General features: G+C 38.1%; 17 protein-coding genes. 16 read left to right on the plus strand and 1 reads right to left on the minus strand.

Going from position 1 to position 20727, the window contains the following annotated elements; genetic code table 11:
* Positions 1 to 56 precede the first annotated feature (56 nt).
* The 7 genes from ACYQ73_RS26015 to ACYQ73_RS26045 all read left to right on the plus strand — a co-directional run bounded on the left by ACYQ73_RS26015 (position 57) and on the right by ACYQ73_RS26045 (position 9957).
* Entirely contained in the window at positions 57 to 1232 is a 1176-nt protein-coding gene (locus ACYQ73_RS26015) for an amino acid deaminase/aldolase (protein WP_460015108.1), read from the plus strand.
* Complete coding sequence (locus ACYQ73_RS26020) at positions 1220 to 2542, plus strand: D-arabinono-1,4-lactone oxidase (protein ID WP_460015109.1); 1323 nt, start codon at positions 1220 to 1222, stop codon at positions 2540 to 2542. Before ACYQ73_RS26015 ends, ACYQ73_RS26020 begins: the two co-directional genes overlap by 13 nt.
* A gap of 344 nt (positions 2543 to 2886) precedes the next feature.
* Positions 2887 to 4557 (plus strand): dihydroxy-acid dehydratase, encoded by a 1671-nt coding sequence (gene ilvD / locus ACYQ73_RS26025; protein ID WP_460015110.1) that lies wholly within the window; start codon positions 2887 to 2889, stop codon positions 4555 to 4557.
* Positions 4558 to 5020: 463 nt separating this feature from the next.
* On the plus strand, positions 5021 to 6787 hold the full coding sequence (ilvB, locus tag ACYQ73_RS26030; RefSeq protein WP_460015111.1) for a biosynthetic-type acetolactate synthase large subunit: 1767 nt from the start codon (positions 5021 to 5023) through the stop codon (positions 6785 to 6787).
* On the plus strand, positions 6784 to 7299 hold the full coding sequence (gene ilvN, locus ACYQ73_RS26035) for an acetolactate synthase small subunit (RefSeq protein WP_049664470.1): 516 nt from the start codon (positions 6784 to 6786) through the stop codon (positions 7297 to 7299). The genes ilvB and ilvN overlap by 4 nt, the downstream gene beginning before the upstream one ends.
* 98 nt (positions 7300 to 7397) lie before the next feature.
* Complete coding sequence (ilvC, locus tag ACYQ73_RS26040) at positions 7398 to 8432, plus strand: ketol-acid reductoisomerase (protein WP_100543809.1); 1035 nt, start codon at positions 7398 to 7400, stop codon at positions 8430 to 8432.
* Positions 8419 to 9957, plus strand: coding sequence for a 2-isopropylmalate synthase (locus tag ACYQ73_RS26045; protein ID WP_460015112.1), 1539 nt, complete (start codon positions 8419 to 8421; stop codon positions 9955 to 9957). The genes ilvC and ACYQ73_RS26045 overlap by 14 nt, the downstream gene beginning before the upstream one ends.
* A gap of 33 nt (positions 9958 to 9990) precedes the next feature.
* Here the strand turns inward: ACYQ73_RS26045 and ACYQ73_RS26050 are convergent, their stop codons facing one another.
* Positions 9991 to 10119 (minus strand): hypothetical protein, encoded by a 129-nt coding sequence (locus ACYQ73_RS26050; RefSeq protein ID WP_460015113.1) that lies wholly within the window; start codon positions 10117 to 10119, stop codon positions 9991 to 9993.
* Between the two features lie 27 nt (positions 10120 to 10146).
* Here ACYQ73_RS26050 and leuB point away from each other — a divergent pair, with 27 nt between their 5' ends.
* The 9 genes from leuB to ACYQ73_RS26095 all read left to right on the plus strand — a co-directional run bounded on the left by leuB (position 10147) and on the right by ACYQ73_RS26095 (position 20719).
* Positions 10147 to 11247, plus strand: coding sequence for a 3-isopropylmalate dehydrogenase (leuB, locus tag ACYQ73_RS26055; RefSeq protein WP_460015114.1), 1101 nt, complete (start codon positions 10147 to 10149; stop codon positions 11245 to 11247).
* A 16-nt stretch (positions 11248 to 11263) separates the two neighbouring features.
* Entirely contained in the window at positions 11264 to 12673 is a 1410-nt protein-coding gene (gene leuC / locus ACYQ73_RS26060) for a 3-isopropylmalate dehydratase large subunit (protein ID WP_460015115.1), read from the plus strand.
* Between the two features lie 30 nt (positions 12674 to 12703).
* A complete protein-coding gene (leuD, locus tag ACYQ73_RS26065) occupies positions 12704 to 13294 on the plus strand; it encodes a 3-isopropylmalate dehydratase small subunit (RefSeq protein WP_460015116.1) in 591 nt (196 codons plus the stop codon).
* A 533-nt stretch (positions 13295 to 13827) separates the two neighbouring features.
* Positions 13828 to 15039, plus strand: coding sequence for an MFS transporter (locus ACYQ73_RS26070; RefSeq protein WP_460015117.1), 1212 nt, complete (start codon positions 13828 to 13830; stop codon positions 15037 to 15039).
* On the plus strand, positions 15036 to 15209 hold the full coding sequence (locus ACYQ73_RS26075) for a hypothetical protein (protein WP_427505557.1): 174 nt from the start codon (positions 15036 to 15038) through the stop codon (positions 15207 to 15209). The genes ACYQ73_RS26070 and ACYQ73_RS26075 overlap by 4 nt, the downstream gene beginning before the upstream one ends.
* 92 nt (positions 15210 to 15301) lie before the next feature.
* Positions 15302 to 16183, plus strand: coding sequence for a ribokinase (rbsK, locus tag ACYQ73_RS26080; protein ID WP_460015118.1), 882 nt, complete (start codon positions 15302 to 15304; stop codon positions 16181 to 16183).
* Positions 16184 to 16415: 232 nt separating this feature from the next.
* Entirely contained in the window at positions 16416 to 18266 is a 1851-nt protein-coding gene (locus tag ACYQ73_RS26085) for a dynamin family protein (protein WP_460015119.1), read from the plus strand.
* Between the two features lie 140 nt (positions 18267 to 18406).
* Complete coding sequence (locus ACYQ73_RS26090) at positions 18407 to 19639, plus strand: RtcB family protein (RefSeq protein ID WP_460015120.1); 1233 nt, start codon at positions 18407 to 18409, stop codon at positions 19637 to 19639.
* Positions 19640 to 19747: 108 nt separating this feature from the next.
* Complete coding sequence (locus ACYQ73_RS26095) at positions 19748 to 20719, plus strand: LacI family DNA-binding transcriptional regulator (RefSeq protein WP_460015121.1); 972 nt, start codon at positions 19748 to 19750, stop codon at positions 20717 to 20719.
* Positions 20720 to 20727: the final 8 nt, after the last annotated feature.

A 20727-nucleotide genomic window follows, 5' to 3' on the forward strand; every position in this document is an offset into this window, starting at 1 on the left:
AAATATAATTTTTACCATGAATATCAAAGACAAAGTACAAATAAAGGAATGATAGCATGACCACTAGATTTGATCACGCGTTTCATGAACTAGAGCGTCCATTTGCTTGGTTGGACTTTGATGCATTGGATCACAATATTTCAACCGTACACAACGCTTGTGGAGAAAAAAATATACGTATTGCAACGAAATCAGTCCGCTCTGTGGAGATATTACGATATTTACAAAAAAATCTACCCAATGTGACGGGATTTATGACGTTTACAGCGGCAGAAACAATATTTTTACTGCAACAGCATTTTGATGATTTATTACTAGGATATCCGGTGATGGAAGAAGCTGCTGTTCGTCAGTTATTACATTTCGTAAAGGTGGGGAAAACTGTCACTTTTATGGTGGATAAGCGGGAACATGTTAAATTTTTGGCGAAGCTAGGGCAAGAACTAGGTGTTCGTGTGCAAGTATGTATTGATATTAATGTATCCATTGATTTTAAGCTGCTTTATTTTGGTACGAAACGCTCTTCGCTCCATTCACTTGATTCACTTACACCATTCCTCGAATATATTAAAAATCAAGCATTTATTGAGGTTGTTGGAGCGATGGGCTATGAGGCTCAAATTGCAGGAGTCGGTAATCGTCCAGCCAATGCTGTTAAAGGAAAACTAATTGAAGTAATGCAATTGCAAGCTAAAAAGCAAGTTACCCAGTTTCGTAGATTAGCAATCGCGCATATTAAAGCGTATTTTCCGAGCTTGCACTTTGTAAATGGTGGTGGTTCAGGAAGTATGGCTTACACGGCACAACAGAAGGAAGTAACAGAAATGACAGTTGGCTCTGCATTTTATGCACCAGCTTTGTTTGACCAATTTACACATCTACAGCTAGAAAAGGCAGCTGGGTTTGCTTTACGTGTAACAAGGAAGCCAGAAAAAAATATTGTTGTTTGCCATGGTGGAGGTTATACGGCATCTGGGGCAATTAGTGCTGATCGATTACCGGTATTCTATGAGCCTACCTTTTTTTCATATCTTAGTCTAGAAGGAGCAGGAGAAGTTCAAACACCCGTTAAAGTAAAGCGTAAAAAAGTTAACATAGGGGACACGCTATATTTTCGACATGCGAAGGCTGGGGAACTTTGTGAAAGATTTCAACAACTACATGGGATTAGAGGAGACAAGTATGTAGGAGCTTATTCAACCTATAGGGGGGATGGTCAATGTTTTCTATAGATAGGTGGAAAAATGGTGAGAAGTGGACAAACTGGGCAGGTAATGTCATCTCGTATCCGTCTGAAATGTACTTGCCTCAATCTATTGAAGAGGTTACGAAAATCGTGAAGCATGCACGTGAATCAGGAAAAACGATTCGTGTCACAGGTGCAGCTCACTCCTTTAGCGCCGTTGCTATGCCTGAGCATATAGCACTTTCTTTACATAATATGCGTGGGCTCATAGCTGTAAATGAAGAGAAGCAAGAGGCGACACTTTGGGGCGGAACGTATTTATATGAAATAGGTCCATTGCTTGCGAAGCATGGATTTGCCCTTATAAATATGGGAGATATTCAAGAACAGACGATTGCAGGAGCAGTGTCAACGGGTACTCATGGAACAGGTGTAACACTCGGTTCGGTATCCTCTGCAGTAACAAGATGGGGTTTTGTAGATGGTACAGGTACTTATAGGGAGCATATGAGAGAAATGGATGATTTATCTGAAGCTTTGCACGTTTCACTAGGTATGCTGGGTGTGCTTGTGGAAGTAACGATTAAGGTGATACCTCTATATAGCTTACATTATATAAGTACAAGAGATACGTTAGAAAATGGGCTGGCGATATTTGCTGAAGATATTCGACAAAATCGACATGTTGAGTGGTTTTATTTTCCGGGTAGTGAAACCATTCAAGTGAAGCGTATGAACGCTATAGCGCCTGTTTATCAGAGTAATTGGAATAAGAGAATCGAAACATTGAAGCTTCAAATAGTAGAGAACGGTGCTTTTTTTGCGATGTCTGAGCTTTGCAAATGGAAGCCTTCATTAAGTGGCGCTATGAGTAAATTAGCAGCAGCCAATGTTGTGGAGGGGGAGAAGACGGGGATAAGCTATGAAATTTACCCGTCTCCACGTAGCGTAAAGTTCCAAGAGAGTGAATATGCTATTCCATTAGCACAATTTAAGGCATGTATGGAGGAAATCCACGCTACCTTTAAAAGTGGGGTTTTTGATGTACATTTTCCGTTAGAATGTCGGACGACTGCAGGGGAAGCAGGTTTTTTAAGTCCTACCCAAGGGCAAGAATCAGCATTTATTGCCTTTCATATGTATAAAGGAATGCAGGAAGAGCCTTATTTTGAATGGGTCCATACGATGATGAAGAAATATAAAGGACGACCGCATTGGGGCAAGCTAAGTCATTTAACCGCTAAATATGTCTACGAACTATACCCGGATATCGAGAAATTTTTAGCCGTTCGCAGTCAATACGATCCTGATCATGTGTTTTTGACAGGGTACTTAAGAAAATTATTTACATTGTAAGGAAATAGCTATGCCATATTTTTGGAGGATTTGGAAAAACTGTTGAGAGATTATTAAAAAAATTAAAATTTGAACGAAATGTCAAAATATTCTCCAAAGCGAGATAAAAGTGATGCTTAATCAGCATGAAAACGATTTCAAATTTTGTGTATTATTTAAATTGTTCAAACAATTCTAAAAATACTGTTGACTAGAGCTTTTTTTCGTACTATGATAACAACAATTTAACACGTTCGTTACAGCAGTTAGTAATCTTCTAGGAGATTAACATATACGCAAAAACGAAATAGACAGAACATTTCGTATATAGCAACGAACATAGCAATAAATGAGGGGCGTTTAAAATGAGAAGTGACATGATTAAAGTAGGCGTAGATCGTGCGCCGCATCGAAGTCTTTTATATGCAACAGGCAAAGTAAAAGCGAAAGATTTAGGCAAGCCATTTATAGGGGTTTGTAATTCTTATATCGACATTATACCAGGTCACGTTCATTTACGTACATTTGCTGATGTTGTCAAAGAGGCCATTATTGAAGCGGGTGGAATTCCATTCGAATTTAATACAATCGGTGTCGATGATGGCATTGCAATGGGGCATATCGGTATGCGTTACTCTTTACCGAGTCGTGAAATTATCGCAGATTCTGCGGAAACAGTTATTAATGCACACTGGTTCGACGGAGTATTTTATATTCCTAACTGTGACAAAATCACACCTGGAATGTTAATGGCAGCAGTTCGTACTAATGTACCGTCAATTTTCGTATCTGGTGGCCCAATGGAGGCAGGTACTTCTGCTACTGGCAAGCAACTTTCATTAACATCCGTTTTTGAAGGTGTAGGGGCTCATAAATCAGGCAAAATGTCAGCTGAAGAGCTGTTAGATATTGAAAACAATGCATGCCCAACATGTGGTTCATGTTCAGGAATGTTTACTGCAAACTCTATGAACTGCTTAATGGAAATGCTAGGAGTAGCTTTACCAGGTAATGGAACAATCGTAGCTACTTCTGAAGAGCGTCATATGCTTATTAAAGAAGCTGCTAAACAATTAGTCCGTATGATTAAAGAGGACATCAAACCTCGTGACATTATTACTAAAGAAGCAATTGATGATGCATTTGCACTTGATATGGCGATGGGTGGTTCGACAAATACAGTCCTCCATACATTAGCAATCGCAAATGAAGCTGAAATCGATTATAACATTGAAGATATTAATAAAGTTGCAGAGCGTGTGCCATATCTAGCGAAAATTATGCCTGCTTCAGATATTTCAATGGATGATATTAATAAAGCAGGTGGCGTAAGTGCCATTATTAATGAATTAGCATCTATTTCAGGTGCCATTCACCCAGATCGACAAACAGTAGCAGGAGTATCAATGGGTGAGCTTGTAAAAGATTATCATATTACAAATGCTGAAGTTATTCGAACGAAAGATAATCCGTATAGTCCAGTTGGTGGATTATCCGTGTTATTTGGAAATATTGCGCCAGATGGTTCTGTTATTAAAGTAGGAGCTGTAGACCCTTCTATCAAAGTATTCAGAGGCGAAGCAATCGTCTTCGAATCACAAGAAGCGGCACAGGAAAATATCGATAACGGGACAGTTAAAGAGGGGCATGTAGTCGTCATTCGCTACGAAGGACCAAAAGGTGGCCCAGGGATGCCTGAAATGCTTGCACCAACGTCTGCGATTCAAGGTCGTGGTCTTGGTACAAAGGTTGCGTTAATCACAGATGGACGTTTCTCAGGTGCATCTCGTGGTATTTCAATTGGACATATTTCACCAGAGGCAGCTGAAGGCGGTCCAATCGCTTTAGTAGAGAACGGTGACATTATCACAATTGATCTACCAAACCGTACTATCAATTTAGAAGTTTCAGATGAAGTATTAGCTGAACGTCGTGCAAAACTACCGGTATTTGAACCGAAAATTAAGCGCGGTTGGCTAGCAAGATATTCAAAATTAGTAACAAGCGCCTCTACAGGTGGCGTTATGAAAATTTAAAAAGTTAAAGCGTTGATGAGGTTAAAGGTTCTAGAGCCTTGTATTACCAGAGAGCCGGTCGTGCTGGAAGCCGGCAATACAACTAGATCCGACATCCCCTCTGAGTGAGCTATTAAACGCGTGTTCGCCATTAGATAGCTCCGGGCATAATCGAAAGTGCTCGTTATTAATGAATAAATAATTTATGACGCCGTATTGGATGCGAATGATTTCGCATTGGTGCATAAATGCTTATATTTATTCACAAGGTAGCAATTATTTGCTATAAAAAAGGGTGGTACCATGGAAAGTCTTTTTCATCCCTACGTAAGGTAATTCTTTGCGTGTGGAGAAAAAGGCTTTTTATTTTTTTAGGACGTTACAAAGAGTCTGTCGTCTCTTTTCAAGGAGATAACCAGCTTGTAACACTTCAATGATGCGCATTACTGATGTGAAATTGAATGATAAGAAGGAGGCATAATTGATGAGTACGAATGTTTCTATCAATGAGAAAGAAGAATTAGCAACAACAGCAAAAGTTGAACAAACCTATCAAGCGAAAGATGGTGCTGACGTATTAGTGCAAGCACTGCATGAACAAGGTGTTGAAATTGTTTTTGGTTATCCAGGTGGAGCAGTACTACCAATTTATGATGCAATGTATAAAAATCCGATCCGACATATTTTAACTAGACATGAACAAGGCGCAATCCATGCAGCAGAAGGTTATGCGCGTGTTTCTAATAAAACTGGTGTTGTTATTGCAACAAGCGGCCCAGGGGCAACAAACTTAGTAACTGGTATTGCTGATGCGATGATTGATTCCATCCCATTAGTTGTATTCACAGGTCAAGTTTCAACATCAGTGATTGGGACAGATGCTTTCCAAGAAGCGGATATTATGGGAATTACGACACCAATTACGAAGCACAATTATCAGGTACAAGATGTTAATGATATCCCGCGTATTGTTAAAGAGGCTTTCCATATTGCAAGCACGGGTCGAAAGGGTCCTGTTGTAGTGGATTTCCCGAAAAACGTTTCTCAAATGTTATTTGATGTGGAGAATCCACCACAGGCTCCTGACGAAATATATTTACCGGGTTATCAACCAACATATAAACCGAATTATTTACAAGTTCAAAAAGCAATTCAGGCGATTTCACTGGCCAAAAATCCAGTCATTTTAGCTGGAGCTGGTGTCCTCTTTGCAGATGCTAAAGAAGAGTTAACTGCATTCGCTGAAAAATATCGAATTCCAGTAGCAAACACTTTATTAGGACTTGGTTCAATTCATGGAGAGCATGAATTATTCCTCGGTATGGCAGGAATGCATGGAACTGCAACGTCGAACACAGCTATTACAAAATCAGATTTATTGTTGAATATTGGAGCTCGCTTTGATGACCGTCTAACTGGTAATTTAGCAACATTTGCTCCAAATGCAACAATCATACACATCGATATCGATCCAGCGGAAATTGGAAAAAACGTGCCGACAGATATTCCAATCGTTGCAGATGCTAAAGAAGCATTAAAAGCATTATTGAAAAAGGACTTCGATGGCCCAGATACAACAGAATGGCTAGCGTTCTTAAATAATCATGCAAAAGAATATCCATTATGGTACAGCAAGGAGTCAGCGGACAAAGAAGTTTTACCGCAGGAAGCATTAGAGCTTGTGCATAAAATTACAGAAGGTGACGCAATTGTGACTACAGATGTTGGTCAGCATCAAATGTGGGCTGCACAATATTATCGCTTAAACAATGATCACGGATGGGTAACGTCTGGTGGACTTGGTACGATGGGCTTCGGCTTCCCAGCTGCAATTGGCGCCCAGTTTGCGAAGCCAGACAAAAAAGTTGTTTCCATTGTAGGGGATGCAGGATTCCAAATGACTGCACAAGAGCTTTCTATACTACAAGAATTCAACTTACCGGTAAAGATAGTGATTTTAAATAATAGCTGTCTAGGAATGGTACGCCAATGGCAAGAAACATTCTATGAGGAGCGTTATTCATCTTCATTAATGCCGATTCAACCAGATTTTGTTAAATTAGCAGATGCATATGGTCTTAAGGGCTACCGAATTAACACAATCGATGAAGCGGAAAGTATTTTCCGCGAAGCACTACTTTCTAATGAGCCTGCGCTAATCGATTGTCGTGTTAAACAGCTTCAATGTGTTTATCCAATGGTAGCACCAGGCAAAGGCTTACATGAAATGATTGGGGTGAAAAAGAATTGAAACGAGTAATTACAGTAACAGTGATTAACCAAAGCGGTGTGTTAAATCGCGTAACAGGCTTACTTATGAAGCGTCAATTTAATATTGAATCAATCACAGTTGGTCATACAGAACAGCCAAACTTTTCGAAAATGACTTTTGTTGTCAACGTTGAGGATGAGCGTAAAATTGAACAGCTAGTGAAGCAATTATCGAAGCAAATTGATGTGTTAAAGGTCAATGACATTACAGATAAATCAATCGTGCTACGCGAATTAGCGCTTGTGAAGGTAATTTCACCACCAAACTTACGACTGGAAATGAATTCAATAGTTGAACCATTCCGTCCTCAAATTATTGATACAGCAAAGAATGTTGTCACATATCAAGTAGTAGGCGATCCAGATAAGATTGATGCCTTTATTGAACTAATTCGACCATATGGTATTAAAGAATTAACGCGTACAGGGGCTACTGCATCTGTTCGTGAAACACAAAAAATCTCAAATACGCAGCTCTCTATTTTAAAATAGTTTGCATATAAAATTCACAGCTTTGGATGCGTAGCCCTTGTTGGCTTACTTGCATCCGAGGTTGAAAAAACAAACCCAAAATTAGGAGGAAACAAACAATGGCTACTATGTACTATGAACAAAACATCAACGAGGAAGTTTTAAAAGGGAAAAAAATCGCAATCATCGGTTATGGTTCACAAGGTCATGCACATGCATTAAACCTTAAAGAATCAGGATTCGATGTAGTAGTAGGAGTTCGTCCAGGCGGATCATTTGATGCAGCAAAAGCGGATGGAATAGATGTGAAAACTGTTGCTGAAGCAGCGCAAGAAGCAGATGTTATCCAAATTTTACTTCCAGATGAGCGCCAAAAAGCTGTATATGAGGCTGAAATTGCTCCACATCTTGAAGCGGGTAAAGCATTAATGTTTGCACACGGCTTTAACATTCATTTCGGTCAAATTACGCCACCAGCAGATGTGGACGTATTCTTAGTTGCTCCAAAAGGTCCAGGACACTTAGTTCGTCGTCAATTCCAAGAAGGTGCTGGTGTACCAGGCTTATTCGCGATTCATCAAGATGCAACTGGTCAAGCAAAAGATTTAGCTCTTGCATACGGTAAAGGAATCGGTGCAGCTCGTGGCGGTTTACTTGAAACAACATTCAAAGAAGAAACTGAAACTGATTTATTCGGTGAGCAAGCTGTACTTTGTGGCGGTGCTACACAATTAGTTAGAGCAGGATTTGAAACATTAGTAGAAGCAGGCTACCAACCAGAGCTAGCATACTTTGAAACACTGCACGAACTAAAATTAATTGTTGACCTTATGTTTGAGGGTGGTATGGCAACAATGCGTTACTCAGTATCAGATACAGCAGAGTGGGGTGACTATGTTGCAGGACCGCGCATTATCGATGACTCAGTTAAAGCTCGTATGAAAGATGTATTAACAGATATCCAAGATGGTACATTCGCTCGCCGTTGGATTCAAGAAAATGAAAACGGTCGTCCAGAATATACAAAATTCAAAGAAGCTGGTGCAAACCACCAAATCGAAGAAGTTGGTGCTAAATTACGTGCTATGATGCCATTCATCAATGAAGGTAAAGAAAAGGTTGTAAGAGAAGTGGCTGCAAGTGCGAAAAATTGATATTTTCGATACAACACTTCGCGACGGCGAGCAATCTGCTGGTATTAATCTAAACACAGCAGAGAAGATTGAAATCGCCAAGCAACTAGAGCGCCTTGGAGTGACAATTATTGAAGCAGGTTTTCCTGCTTCGTCACCCGGTGACTTTGAAGCGGTAAATCGTATTGCAGGAACAGTGAAAAACTCGATCGTAACAGGCTTAGCTCGCTGTGTACAAAAAGATATCGACACAACGTGGGAAGCCATTAAAGTGGCTGAACAACCACACATTCATATTTTCCTAGCAACTTCTCCAATTCATATGGAATACAAGCTAAAAAAATCACCCGATCAAGTGGTAGAACAAGCGGTCGAAGCCGTAAAATATGCGAAAAAATTCTTTCCGCTTGTACAATGGTCTGCTGAAGATGCATTTCGCTCAGATCGTGAATTTTTAGTACGTATTATGAATGATGTTGTTGCGGCAGGTGCAACAACCATAAATGTACCTGACACAGTAGGTTATGCATCACCACAAGAATATGGTGCATTATTTAAATACCTACTTGAAAATGTAAAAGGTGCTGATAAGGTAAAATTCTCTGCACATTGTCATGATGATTTAGGTATGGCAACCGCTAACACGATTGCAGCCATTGAAAATGGTGCCTCACAAGTTGAGGGGACGATTAACGGTATCGGAGAGCGCGCTGGTAATGTAGCGCTTGAAGAAATTGCAGTTGCCCTTCATATTCGAAAAGATATCTACCCTGTAGAAACAGGTATTCATTTACAAGAAATTAAGCGTACATCTCAATTAGTCAGTAAGCTTACGAATGTAGTTATTCAACCGAATAAAGCGATTGTTGGTAAAAATGCATTTGCACATGAATCTGGTATTCACCAAGATGGTGTGTTGAAAAATCCTGAAACGTACGAGATCATTTCACCTGCTCTTATTGGTGAAGGGGAGGTACCACTCGTTCTAGGTAAACACTCAGGTCGCGCAGCATTCCGTGACCGAGCAGAAACAATGGGCTTCAACCTTTCGGATGAAAAACTAAATAAAGCATTTACTGAATTTAAAAAACTTGCTGATCGTAAAAAAGAAATTACGGAAGAAGATTTACTAACGCTTCTTACTGAGCAACAAGTTCAAATAGAAGATGTTCCACTCTACGAATTAAAGATGGTACAGGTGCAATATGGTACAGAAAATATACCAACAGCAACAGCGATTGTTTTAACACCAGACGGTTTGGAAAAGACAGTTGTAGCAACAGGTTCAGGCTCGGTGGAAGCTATTTTCAATACGCTTGAGCAACTTGTTCAAGGAGATATTCATGTGGTTGATTATCGAGTTAAGTCAGTTGGTAAGGGACGAGATGCATTAGGAGAAGCTGTGATTAATATTCGATATGATGGTATTTCAACAACCGGACGAAACTCATCACAGGATGTTTTAGAAGCATCGGCAAAAGCTTATTTAAATGCGATCAACCGTCATTTAATACAAGCAAGCCTTCGTACACAACCTGTAAGTTAATCAATCATCAAGCTTTTGTGGATACCGCAAATTTTAATGGAAGTGAATCGGTTCAGCATCATTCACATCCCAAACGCAATGATGCCAATTACGTGTAGTCGTATTATTGATGACCTCACCTATTAAAATAGGTGAGAGTCTTACTAAAATAGCGTAGTTCAACGCTATACAAAGAAAGGTGTTTTGACGATGGAGAAAAAAATTACAGTACTTCCTGGTGACGGAATTGGGCCAGAGGTTGTTGCTTCTGCTGTACGTGTATTACAGGTGATTGGTAAGCGATTCAACCATACATTCCATTTAGGTTATGCAACAATCGGAGGCGCTGCCATCGACCAACACAATAATCCACTACCAGATGAAACAATTGAGATGTGTGAAAATAGTGATGCAGTTATACTTGGTGCCGTTGGTGGCCCGAAATGGGATAATAATCCACCTGAATTACGTCCAGAAAAAGGATTACTACGTATTCGCAAACACTTTGATTTATTCGCAAACCTACGTCCAGTAAAGGCGTTCCCGAGTTTACTAGATGCTTCGCCATTAAAGCGTGAAGTAGCCGAAAACGTCGATTTAATGATTGTACGTGAATTAACAGGCGGCGTATACTTCGGGGAACCACGTATGCGTACTGAAAATGGCGCGATTGATACAACTGTTTACTCAACTGCTGAAGTTGAACGTATCGTTGAAAATGCCTTTGAATTAGCACGTTTACGTGGAGGCAAATTATGCTCTGTTGATAAAGCGAATGTACTTGAAACAAGTCGTTTATGGCGCGAAGTTGTAGAAGCGAAGAAAAAAGAGTATCCAGATGTGCAAGTGGAGCACAATTTAGTAGACTCAGTTGCTATGAAATTAATTACAAATCCTAGTTATTATGATGTAGTAGTTACTGAAAATATGTTTGGAGATATTTTAAGTGATGAAGCATCTGTAATTACAGGTTCTTTAGGTGTACTACCATCTGCTTCCATTCGCGGAGATAATTTTGGTCTATATGAACCAGTACATGGCTCAGCGCCAGAAATTGCAGGCCAAGGTGTAGCAAATCCAGCCGCAACCATTCTTTCAGTTGCCATGATGCTACAATATTCATTTGGCTTAAAAGAAGAGGCTGCAGAAATCGAACGTGCTGTAAGTGCAGTATTTGATGATGGCTATTTCACAGCAGATCTTGCACGTGACGGCAGTCGTATACTATCGACGAATGAATGGACAGATAAAGTCATTAACGAGATTGATACAAGTTTTGTTTCAGAAAGCATTATGACAACATACATTTAAGAAATAGGTGAAGATAATGGGCAAAAATATAATTGAAAAGATTTGGGATAAACATGTAGTTTATCAGGAAGAGGGCAAACCGGACCTGTTATATATTGATCTCCATTTAATTCATGAAGTAACTTCTCCCCAAGCCTTTGAAGGTCTACGAATGAACGGACGTCAAGTGCGTCGCCCGGATTTAAGCTTTGCGACAATGGATCATAACGTGCCTACAAAAAATCTACCAACGATTCATGATCCGATTGCGCGTAACCAAATCGAAACGTTAGCTAAAAATGCTGAAGAATTTGGCGTTGAGCTTGCAGGGATGGGGCATCCAGATCAAGGGATTGTTCACGTAATTGGACCAGAGCTAGGTTTAACGCAGCCTGGTAAAACGATTGTTTGTGGTGACTCCCATACGTCTACACATGGTGCGTTCGGAGCGATTGCCTTCGGGATTGGTACATCTGAGGTAGAGCATGTATTGTCAACACAGACATTATGGCAAAATAAGCCGAAAACAATGGAAATTCGTGTAGAAGGTGAGCTTCCTGTAGGTGTAGCTGCTAAAGATATTATTTTAGCGATTATTTCGAAATTCGGTATCGGTGTCGGTACAGGACATATTGTGGAATTCACTGGAGAGGCTATCCACAAGCTTTCTATGGAAGAACGGATGACAATTTGTAATATGTCAATCGAAGCAGGTGCAAAGGCAGGGTTAATTTCTCCTGATCAAACGACTGTTGACTATATCCGTGGACGCAAACATGCACCACAAGGAGAAAAGTTTGAGGAAGCAGCAAATTATTGGTTAAGCTTAGCATCCGATGAAGATGCAACATATGATACAGTTCGAATTATCCAAGCGGAAGAAATTGAGCCAATCATCACTTGGGGAACGAATCCGTCAATGGGTTCAGGTGTTTCAAATAATGTTCCGACACAGGCGGATTATGAGGATGAGTCAGATAAAGCTGCTCTTCGTAAAGCACTTGACTATATGGGCTTAGAGGAAGGTCAGCCATTAACTTCAATCGATATCCAACACGTATTTATCGGTTCTTGCACAAACTCACGGATCAGTGATTTACGTGCAGCTGCAAATGTCATCGAAGGGCGTAAGGTACATGAAAAAGTAACAGCAATCGTTGTGCCAGGCTCATATTCGACGAAAAAACAAGCAGAAGCAGAAGGATTAGATAAAATCTTTACAGACGCTGGCTTTGAATGGCGTGAGACAGGTTGCTCAATGTGTCTAGCGATGAATGATGATGTAGTACCAGCGGGTGAACGCTGTGCATCAACATCAAATCGTAACTTTGAAGGACGCCAAGGAGCTGGTTCTCGTACACACTTAGTATCACCACCAATGGCAGCAGCTGCAGCAATTGCTGGTCACTTTGTAGATGTTCGTGAATTCGTAAAGGAAACTGTGTAAATGCCATTTACACGGAAGGGATGATTGCAAATGGAACCAATTAATATCGTAAATAGTGTAATAACACCACTCGATCGTAAAAATGTCGATACTGACCAAATTATTTCAAAAGAGTTTTTAAAGCGTATTGAGCGTACAGGTTTTGGTCAGTATTTATTTTACCATTGGCGCTTTGATGCAGAGGGCATTGAAATTAAGGATTTTGTATTAAACAAACCTGAATTTAAAGACTCTAAAATTTTAGTAGCTCAAGATAACTTCGGCTGTGGTTCATCTCGTGAACATGCACCGTGGGCAATCTTAGATTATGGCTTCAATGTAGTAATTGCACCATCATTCGCAGATATTTTCCATAGTAACTGCTTTAAAAATGGGATTTTACCAATCAAACTAACTGCAGCAGAGTGTGATGAAGTTCTAGCGAAAGGCTTAGAAAATCCGTACAAAATGGAAGTCAATCTAGAAGCACAAACAGTAACGGGTGAAGATGGTGCAATTTATAAATTTAGCATCGATTCTTACTATAAGGAAACATTGCTGAATGGTTGGGATGAAATTTCGCTAACCTTCAAATACGAAGAACAAATTGCTGCTTACGAAGCAGAACGTATTGTATTTTAATAGATGGAGGGTTTACCTTTTGACTGAAGACAGATTTGTTGTCTTCAGTTTTTGTTGCTTAAAGAAGGGGGTGCTTTGAGTGAAGGGAGAATGCTAGGTAGCGAGAAGAAGTGATCGGGTGAGGGCAGAAACTGCTCGAGTAGAGAAAGAAGTGATCAGGTAAGGGCCAAAACTGCTCAGGTAGTGAAGAATATTGGCAAATGACTAGTCCTTACCATTTTACATAATAAAAATACAGCTTTAGTTATTATAATGTTTATTTTTTGTAAAAAAAGCATAACTAATTGATGTAATATTTTGATAATATATAAATAGAGGTATAGTTAATAAATGGAATGTATCCAGCTTGTTGCTGTAAGTTAAGCATGACATTTGTTAAAAGCTATGACATGTATATAAGTTGATTTCTGTTCTGACTAAACGCCTCTAGGAAAGCGCCCGGTCGGAAAGGAAATCAACGCCACACAATGGTGATGGATAGTTATTTATCAAAAAAAGCTTTTATGAAAAGCGAAAATAAGGAGGGAACTAGAATGAAAATCCTTCGAAAATACAGCTTATTAATTGGGGGCTTAGGTTTTTCTAATTTAGGGAACTGGATTTACCTTGTTGCGCTAAATTTATTAATATGGCATTTAACACAATCGCCTGCAGCGATGGCTGGAATCTTTATTGTCGGACCAATAGCAAGAGTATTAACAAGTTTGGTAGCTGGGTCTTTCATTGATCGTATGAATAAACGCAAGTTGATGATTGCAACTGATATTATAAGAGGTTTCATCGTTTTTTGTATGCCGTTTATGGAATCTATTTGGCTCATTTATATGCTGTTATTTTTAGCGAATATAGCGAGTAGTTTCTTTGGGCCTAGTAGTACATATTATATTACAAAGTTTGTTCCTTCAGAAGATAGACAACGATTCAACGCAATACTTGGCACGTTCAATTCAGGTTCGTTTTTAGTAGGTCCAGCACTTGCAGGACTCCTCATCATGCTTTTTAATACAACAATTACGATTTGGTTTAACAGTTTTACATTTTTTGTTTGTGCTTTGATCATTTACTTATTACCTGATGTAGATGATGTGAAGGAAACTTCACTGCAACGTATTACTTGGCAAATATTAAAAAGTGATTATTTAGCTGTAATAGTTTTCATTCGACAAAATTCATTATTTATAATGATTTATTTACTGTTTCAAAGTACATTAATGATTGCTTTTGCGCTTGATTCTCAAGAAACAACATTTATAAAACAAGATTTGGCTTTATCCGATAGCTTATATGGAGCCTTTGTGAGTAGCGCAGGAGCTGGAGCAATTTTAGGTGGAATGGTTGCTGCAAGCTTCGCCAAAAAATGGTCCACTCGGTCATATATGGCTTTTGGCTTGTTCCTGACAATGCTGTTTTATACAGCTTTTTATGCCTCGACATCGAGTATTCTGACATTAGTAAGTTTCGTTTTTTTAGGCTTTTTTATGGCATTTAGTAATACTGGTTATGAAACGTTTTATCAGCAAAATGTACCACCTGAAATGATGGGGATATTTGGTAGTATTTCTATTATTTTCCAAAATGTTTTACAAATCACCTTTACTTTACTATTAGGTTTGTTTGCAGAATTATTTACGCTTCAAATGACTGCAATTATTTTCGGTATTATAAGTATTTTATTGTCGATCTCATTATATTTTGTGCTATATTCCCCGAAAAACTACATCGGGTTAAAGGAGGAAGTATCATGATTAGCTATAAAGTTCATTGTATTTTTTGTAAGAAAATATTTGAAGTTGTAGAAGGGACAAGGAAATATAAACTATATAAAGAAAATATGAACGGAAAATTTTCCTGTGAAGATTGTGATAGAAAAATTGAGTTAGAGGCAAGGAAAGGTTTATTGGGAAAACTTAATTGAAAATGACCCCATATTTTTCAAATGTAAATGACCTATCCTTCTATTGTTTTCTCAGTTAAAATGGAAAAATAAGATGGAAGGTAGGTCAAAAGATGATTACAGTTATAGGTAGCATAAATATGGATTTAGTTGTACAAATGGGGGTTTTTCCAAAGCAAGGCGAAACGATCCTCGGTAAAGATTTTCAAACGATTCCAGGAGGAAAAGGGGCTAATCAGGCAATTGCAGCGGCACGTCTTGGAAGTGAAGTGACAATGATAGGCCGTGTAGGCTCCGATAGTTTTGGGGAAACATTGCGCACTGTTTTACAGCAAGAGCATGTTCAAACTGAAACTATTACAAGTGTATCGGCACCTACTGGGATTGCTAATATTTTAATCTACAATAATGATAACCGTATTATAGTAGTGCCTGGGGCAAATTATGAACTAATGCCTGCGCATATAGAGGCAGCGAAAGAAATCATTCAAAAAAGTCAGATGGTAATTATGCAGCTAGAAATCCCTACGGAAACGACCGAATATGCAATAAAACTATGTAAAGAAGCGAATGTACCTGTTTTATTAAATCCAGCACCAGCGGCTAATTTTGATGTGCAATGGATGGAGGATATTACCTATATCACACCAAATGAAACGGAGTGTGCCGAAATTTTTGGAGATGATGTTGAGCAAGTATTAGAAAAGTATCCTAATAAAATGATTATTACGCTAGGTAGTAATGGCGCACGCTATTTTGATGGTGAATATCCTATTCATGTTCCTGGCTATTTGACGAAAGCGGTAGATACAACAGGTGCAGGTGATACGTTTAACGGTGCACTCGCTTTTGCTTTAGTAGAAGGGCAATCATTGGATCAGGCAGTGTATTTTGCCAATATTGCAGCATCATTATCGGTGGAGAAATTCGGTGCTCAAGGTGGAATGCCAACACTTGGAGCAGTATACTCACGTATGGCTGGAATTGAAGAATGAAGAAAAAACTAATACTCTTACGAATTTATAATAATAATTATTATTTCTTTTAGTCTGAATGAGTAATAATATTTGAGATAGCTCCTTCAAAAGTATAAGATTTTTTACCTATTTGTGACAGTTGAATTTAAGTATATTGTCCTTTTTTGCAGTTGTTTCTTAGTACTATGTATTAATAAGTGAATATTTTCATTTATAATAACTTTAGATACATAGAAAAGAGGTTTTGAGGATGACAAATATTGATAATGTGCCAATCGAATATACAGCCTCAGCGAATAATATTTTGCCACAGCTTGTTGATCATTTGCGACAATTACATGGCATTATTGTACAAAATACATATGTAAAAGATACAGCTAAACATTTAAATCGTATCATTCAAGATGCTAATAACGAAACGATGATTCTTATTGTTGGGAAAGAGCGTGTTGGAAAAACAACTCTTGTAAATGGACTTTTAGGACGTCAAGTTTTGCCTGTTAGTGATCAGCATCCAACAGGGGTAAATACATTTTTGCGATACGGTGAACATGAAGAAATAAAAGCGTATTTTTTAGATGGTGTCGTAGCAATATTCGATATGAGCAAGCTAGAATTATTGACAACTAGCGATACTTTTGCATCTCAAATACTACGAGAACATTTAGATTACTTAGAAGTATATTTGAAAAACGATTTATTAAAATCAGTAACAATTATTGATTCTGTGTCATTGGAAGCTGGGGGAGGAGAAATGGCTTACTTCCCAGAAGCATTGATGAACCGTGTTGACGAAATCTTTTGGGTATTACGCTCAGGTTCGATGGCTATTTATCCTGAAATATTATTGATGGAAACTTTAAAAAACAAAGGTGTTGAGCCTCTTTGTGTCATCAATGCCATAGATTCAAATGAAAATACGCAGGCGTTTATTAATGCTGAGAGAGAACAAATTGGACATTTAATAAGTGATTTTGTTGCTATCTCCGCAAGAGAAGCGATTGAAGCTAAACAGACTAATAGTGATGAGCTTTGGGAGAAAAGTCAGTATGAGCAATTAATTTCAGAAATTCATCGAGTTGCAGAAAATAGTGATAAGAAAACGTATGGCATTTTAATTCGCTTCTTGCAATGGCTTGAACGATTCCGCTTCGAATTAACTGTTATTCCACAAAGAGATCCATTCCAATCTGCGGTTGAGAACATTGAAAAATATGCAGGCGATACACAATACGAATTTTCACGCTATCAACGTGATTTAGCGATTGTGACTGAATATGAGCAAGAATATGAGCAGGTTGCCAATGTATTTAAAAATGTTCAAACATTATACCAACTTTTACAAACCATTTCACAAAATGATTATTTACAAGATGAAATTGTGGAAAGCTTTACAGAAAAGGCTGTTTTTTATCAACAAATGTTACGTGAATATCGTAATATGCATAGCGATTATATACGTGAATATGATCGATTGGACGCTCAGCATAAAAAAATTCACGGAAAAGGTCTTATGAAGGCTATCTTTGGTCAGCATACACAAAATGGATTTTTCAAGGAACGTGTCAGCAAGTTAAATGAGCAGCAAGTTGCTTGTATTGCACAATATGAAAAAGTGCAAGAAGCGGAGGCAATGATGCTTCAGTCCATTTATTCCATTCAAAGTCATCTTATGGAGTTAACGGAAAAACGTTTGGTACGTATTGAGCAAAAAGTGCAAGAGCTAAATCACCAACGTTCAAAAGAAAAGCGCCAATTAAAGTTATACGCGAATAAATTAAATGAATTTTCTTGTTTGATTGAAGCGCAGGGATATATTAAAGATAATATTCAAGCATTTTTAATGGACGAACAAATGCCGCTAAAAGAAAAAGATATTGCAATGCTAAAAGAAACGATTAACAGTATCATCAGCATTGACCTGACGAATAATGGTCTACTTGCACGTAGTCAAATGAACAATAAAATGGAGAGCACTGCGATTCCTTTCGATGTTCAGAAAACATATCCATTACATATGTTAGCTTTAGCAGAAGTAGATGTGAAATCAAACGATATACCAGAAATACCGAAAAAATTAGATATTCAATATGAGGAATAAAAAAGGAAAATGTTCTAAAATTAATTAATAATTTTAGAACATTTTTTTATGTATTTTTTAGTTTTCTATAAATTAGGATTAATTGGCAAAAATTGAAACTAAATAAGACGATTTTCGTATAGATAGTAGGAGGGATTAAAATGATAGAAGTTAAAGGTCGTTTTACTGAAGCGAAAATTTATTCAAATACAGCCTTACAATCAGCTATCAATCAAATTAAAGAATTGGCAAATCAAGCCTTTATGGAAGGAACAAAAATACGGATTATGCCAGATTATCACGCAGGGAAGGGTTGTGTTATTGGCACAACGATTCAACTTCAAACTCGTGTAGTGCCTAATCTTGTAGGCATTGATGTTGGTTGTGGTGTATTTGTAGCTGAGATAAATGAGACGGATATCGATTTTTCGAAACTTGATGCTACAATTCGAGCACATATACCAAGCGGACAGAATATCCATCAGGAAGTATCTTCTGCACGTCATTTTGTTGAATTTGAGGGGAGACAGTTTGTAGCGAGTGGCTTAAAAGATGACTATACGAATTTATCCCTTGGTACACTTGGGGGAGGCAATCATTTTATCGAGCTTGCAAAAGACGAAGCAGGCACACATTACTTACTTATCCATACTGGGTCGCGTTATGTCGGAGCTAAGGTAGCGAATTGGCATCAAAAAAGAGCTTATGAAACATTACAACAAGAAGATTTAAAAGAAAAAATTGCCGTGCTGAAAAATCAGGGACGCGAAAAAGAAATTCAAGCGATGATTAAAGCTTTTAAAGAGCAAAATCCTATTGTACCAAAAGATTTAGCCTATTTAGAGGGTGAGTTTTTCCATGATTATATTCACGATATGAAAATTGCTCAGCAATATGCTCGGATGAATCGTTGGACAATTGCCGAAACAATCTCCAAGCATATGAACTGGCATTTTAACGAAACGTTCGATACAATCCATAACTATATTGATACAGAAACAATGACATTAAGAAAAGGAGCCGTTCGAGCAAATAAAGGGGAGAAGCTCGTTATTCCTATGAATATGCGAGATGGCTCACTCATTTGTATGGGGAAAGGGAATGCAGATTGGAATTACTCAGCACCACATGGGGCAGGGCGGATGTATTCTCGCCGTGCTGCAAAAGAAGCACTAAGGATGGAAGATTTTAAAGAAATGATGCAAGGTATTTGGACAACATCCGTAAACGAAGAAACATTAGATGAAGCCCCAATGGCATATAAGCCAATGTCAGAAATTACATCAGTTCTTGAGGAAACAGCAGATATATTAAAAGTGATTACACCTGTTTATAATTTTAAAGCTAGCGAAGCAGCTAAGCCTTATGAGCGAAAAAATAAAAATAATTCCTAATAATTGAAAGTACTTGCATTCGCGGTTATCTATTAACAATATATCTGTAATGATATAAAATAGGCTTACAAAGATGAAGTGGGTGGTTTTTTGGTATCTTCAAAAGATGTGGCAAAGTATGCGGGTGTCTCTCAAACAACGGTTTCAAGGGTGTTAAATACTCCTGAACTTGTAAAGCCGAAGACTGTTGAAAAAGTGATGCAAGCAATTGAGGAATTAAACTATATTCCAAATGATATTGCAAGATCGCTAGTCCAGAAAAAAACAGGCATTATTACATTGATATCGGGGCCTTTACATAATCCTTTCTTTGTTGATACAACAACTGCAATCGTCAATTATGTTAATGCTCAGGGCTATAAAGTAAATGTTTATTTTGGTACGGAAGATAATTTAGATTCTATTTATAATTCTGTCTTGGAAACCAAGGCTGATGCGATTATTTTATCGTCTATGTTATATGAAGATGACTTGTTTTTTAAGCTTGAAAAACGAGGCATACCTTTTATCATGTATAATCGCAAGCATCAAGAAAACAGGTATTTTGTAGAAATTGATAATGTGGAAGCTGGTTATATAGCGACGAATCATATTTTATCTTTAGGTCATCGTGACATATGCTGGATTGGCGGTCCACATGAAATAAGTACTTTTTATGGAAGGCACAAAGGCTTTAAAGATGCATTAAAGGACAGCGGTATAGATATAAATACAGTGCCAGCATTTTTTACAAATACTAAAAAAGACGATATTGAACGAATATTTGAAGAAATACTTAAGCTTTCTACGAGACCTACCGCTATTTGTGCCGCAACAGATGCAATTGCTATTGAAATTTTAAACCTTTGCTTAGAGAGGGGCTTTCATGTTCCTAAAGATTTTAATGTTATTGGCATTGATAATGTTGAGCTCAGTAAGCACCATTCAATTGCTTTAACAACAGTAGGTTTAGAATCCGAAAAAAACCTTGGATTTATTGCTATTGAAAAATTATTTGAGGTAATGGAGAAAAAAAGTGCTTGCATCCAACAAACAGAATCTGTTAAACTTTTCCCGAGAAATACAACTTGTAAAAAATAAACTGAGGT

The sequence above is a fragment of the Lysinibacillus sp. CTST325 genome (genome assembly GCF_054665055.1).

Coding starts and splice junctions, on each gene's coding strand:
- rbsK (WP_460015118.1), top strand. CDS start 15,302: ATGATTACAGTTATAGGTAGCATAAATATGGATTTAGTTGTACAAATG.
- leuB (WP_460015114.1), top strand. CDS start 10,147: ATGGAGAAAAAAATTACAGTACTTCCTGGTGACGGAATTGGGCCAGAG.
- ACYQ73_RS26020 (WP_460015109.1), top strand. CDS start 1,220: ATGTTTTCTATAGATAGGTGGAAAAATGGTGAGAAGTGGACAAACTGG.
- ilvC (WP_100543809.1), top strand. CDS start 7,398: ATGGCTACTATGTACTATGAACAAAACATCAACGAGGAAGTTTTAAAA.
- ACYQ73_RS26070 (WP_460015117.1), top strand. CDS start 13,828: ATGAAAATCCTTCGAAAATACAGCTTATTAATTGGGGGCTTAGGTTTT.
- ACYQ73_RS26085 (WP_460015119.1), top strand. CDS start 16,416: ATGACAAATATTGATAATGTGCCAATCGAATATACAGCCTCAGCGAAT.
- ACYQ73_RS26090 (WP_460015120.1), top strand. CDS start 18,407: ATGATAGAAGTTAAAGGTCGTTTTACTGAAGCGAAAATTTATTCAAAT.
- leuC (WP_460015115.1), top strand. CDS start 11,264: ATGGGCAAAAATATAATTGAAAAGATTTGGGATAAACATGTAGTTTAT.
- ACYQ73_RS26075 (WP_427505557.1), top strand. CDS start 15,036: ATGATTAGCTATAAAGTTCATTGTATTTTTTGTAAGAAAATATTTGAA.
- ilvB (WP_460015111.1), top strand. CDS start 5,021: ATGAGTACGAATGTTTCTATCAATGAGAAAGAAGAATTAGCAACAACA.
- ACYQ73_RS26015 (WP_460015108.1), top strand. CDS start 57: ATGACCACTAGATTTGATCACGCGTTTCATGAACTAGAGCGTCCATTT.
- ilvD (WP_460015110.1), top strand. CDS start 2,887: ATGAGAAGTGACATGATTAAAGTAGGCGTAGATCGTGCGCCGCATCGA.
- leuD (WP_460015116.1), top strand. CDS start 12,704: ATGGAACCAATTAATATCGTAAATAGTGTAATAACACCACTCGATCGT.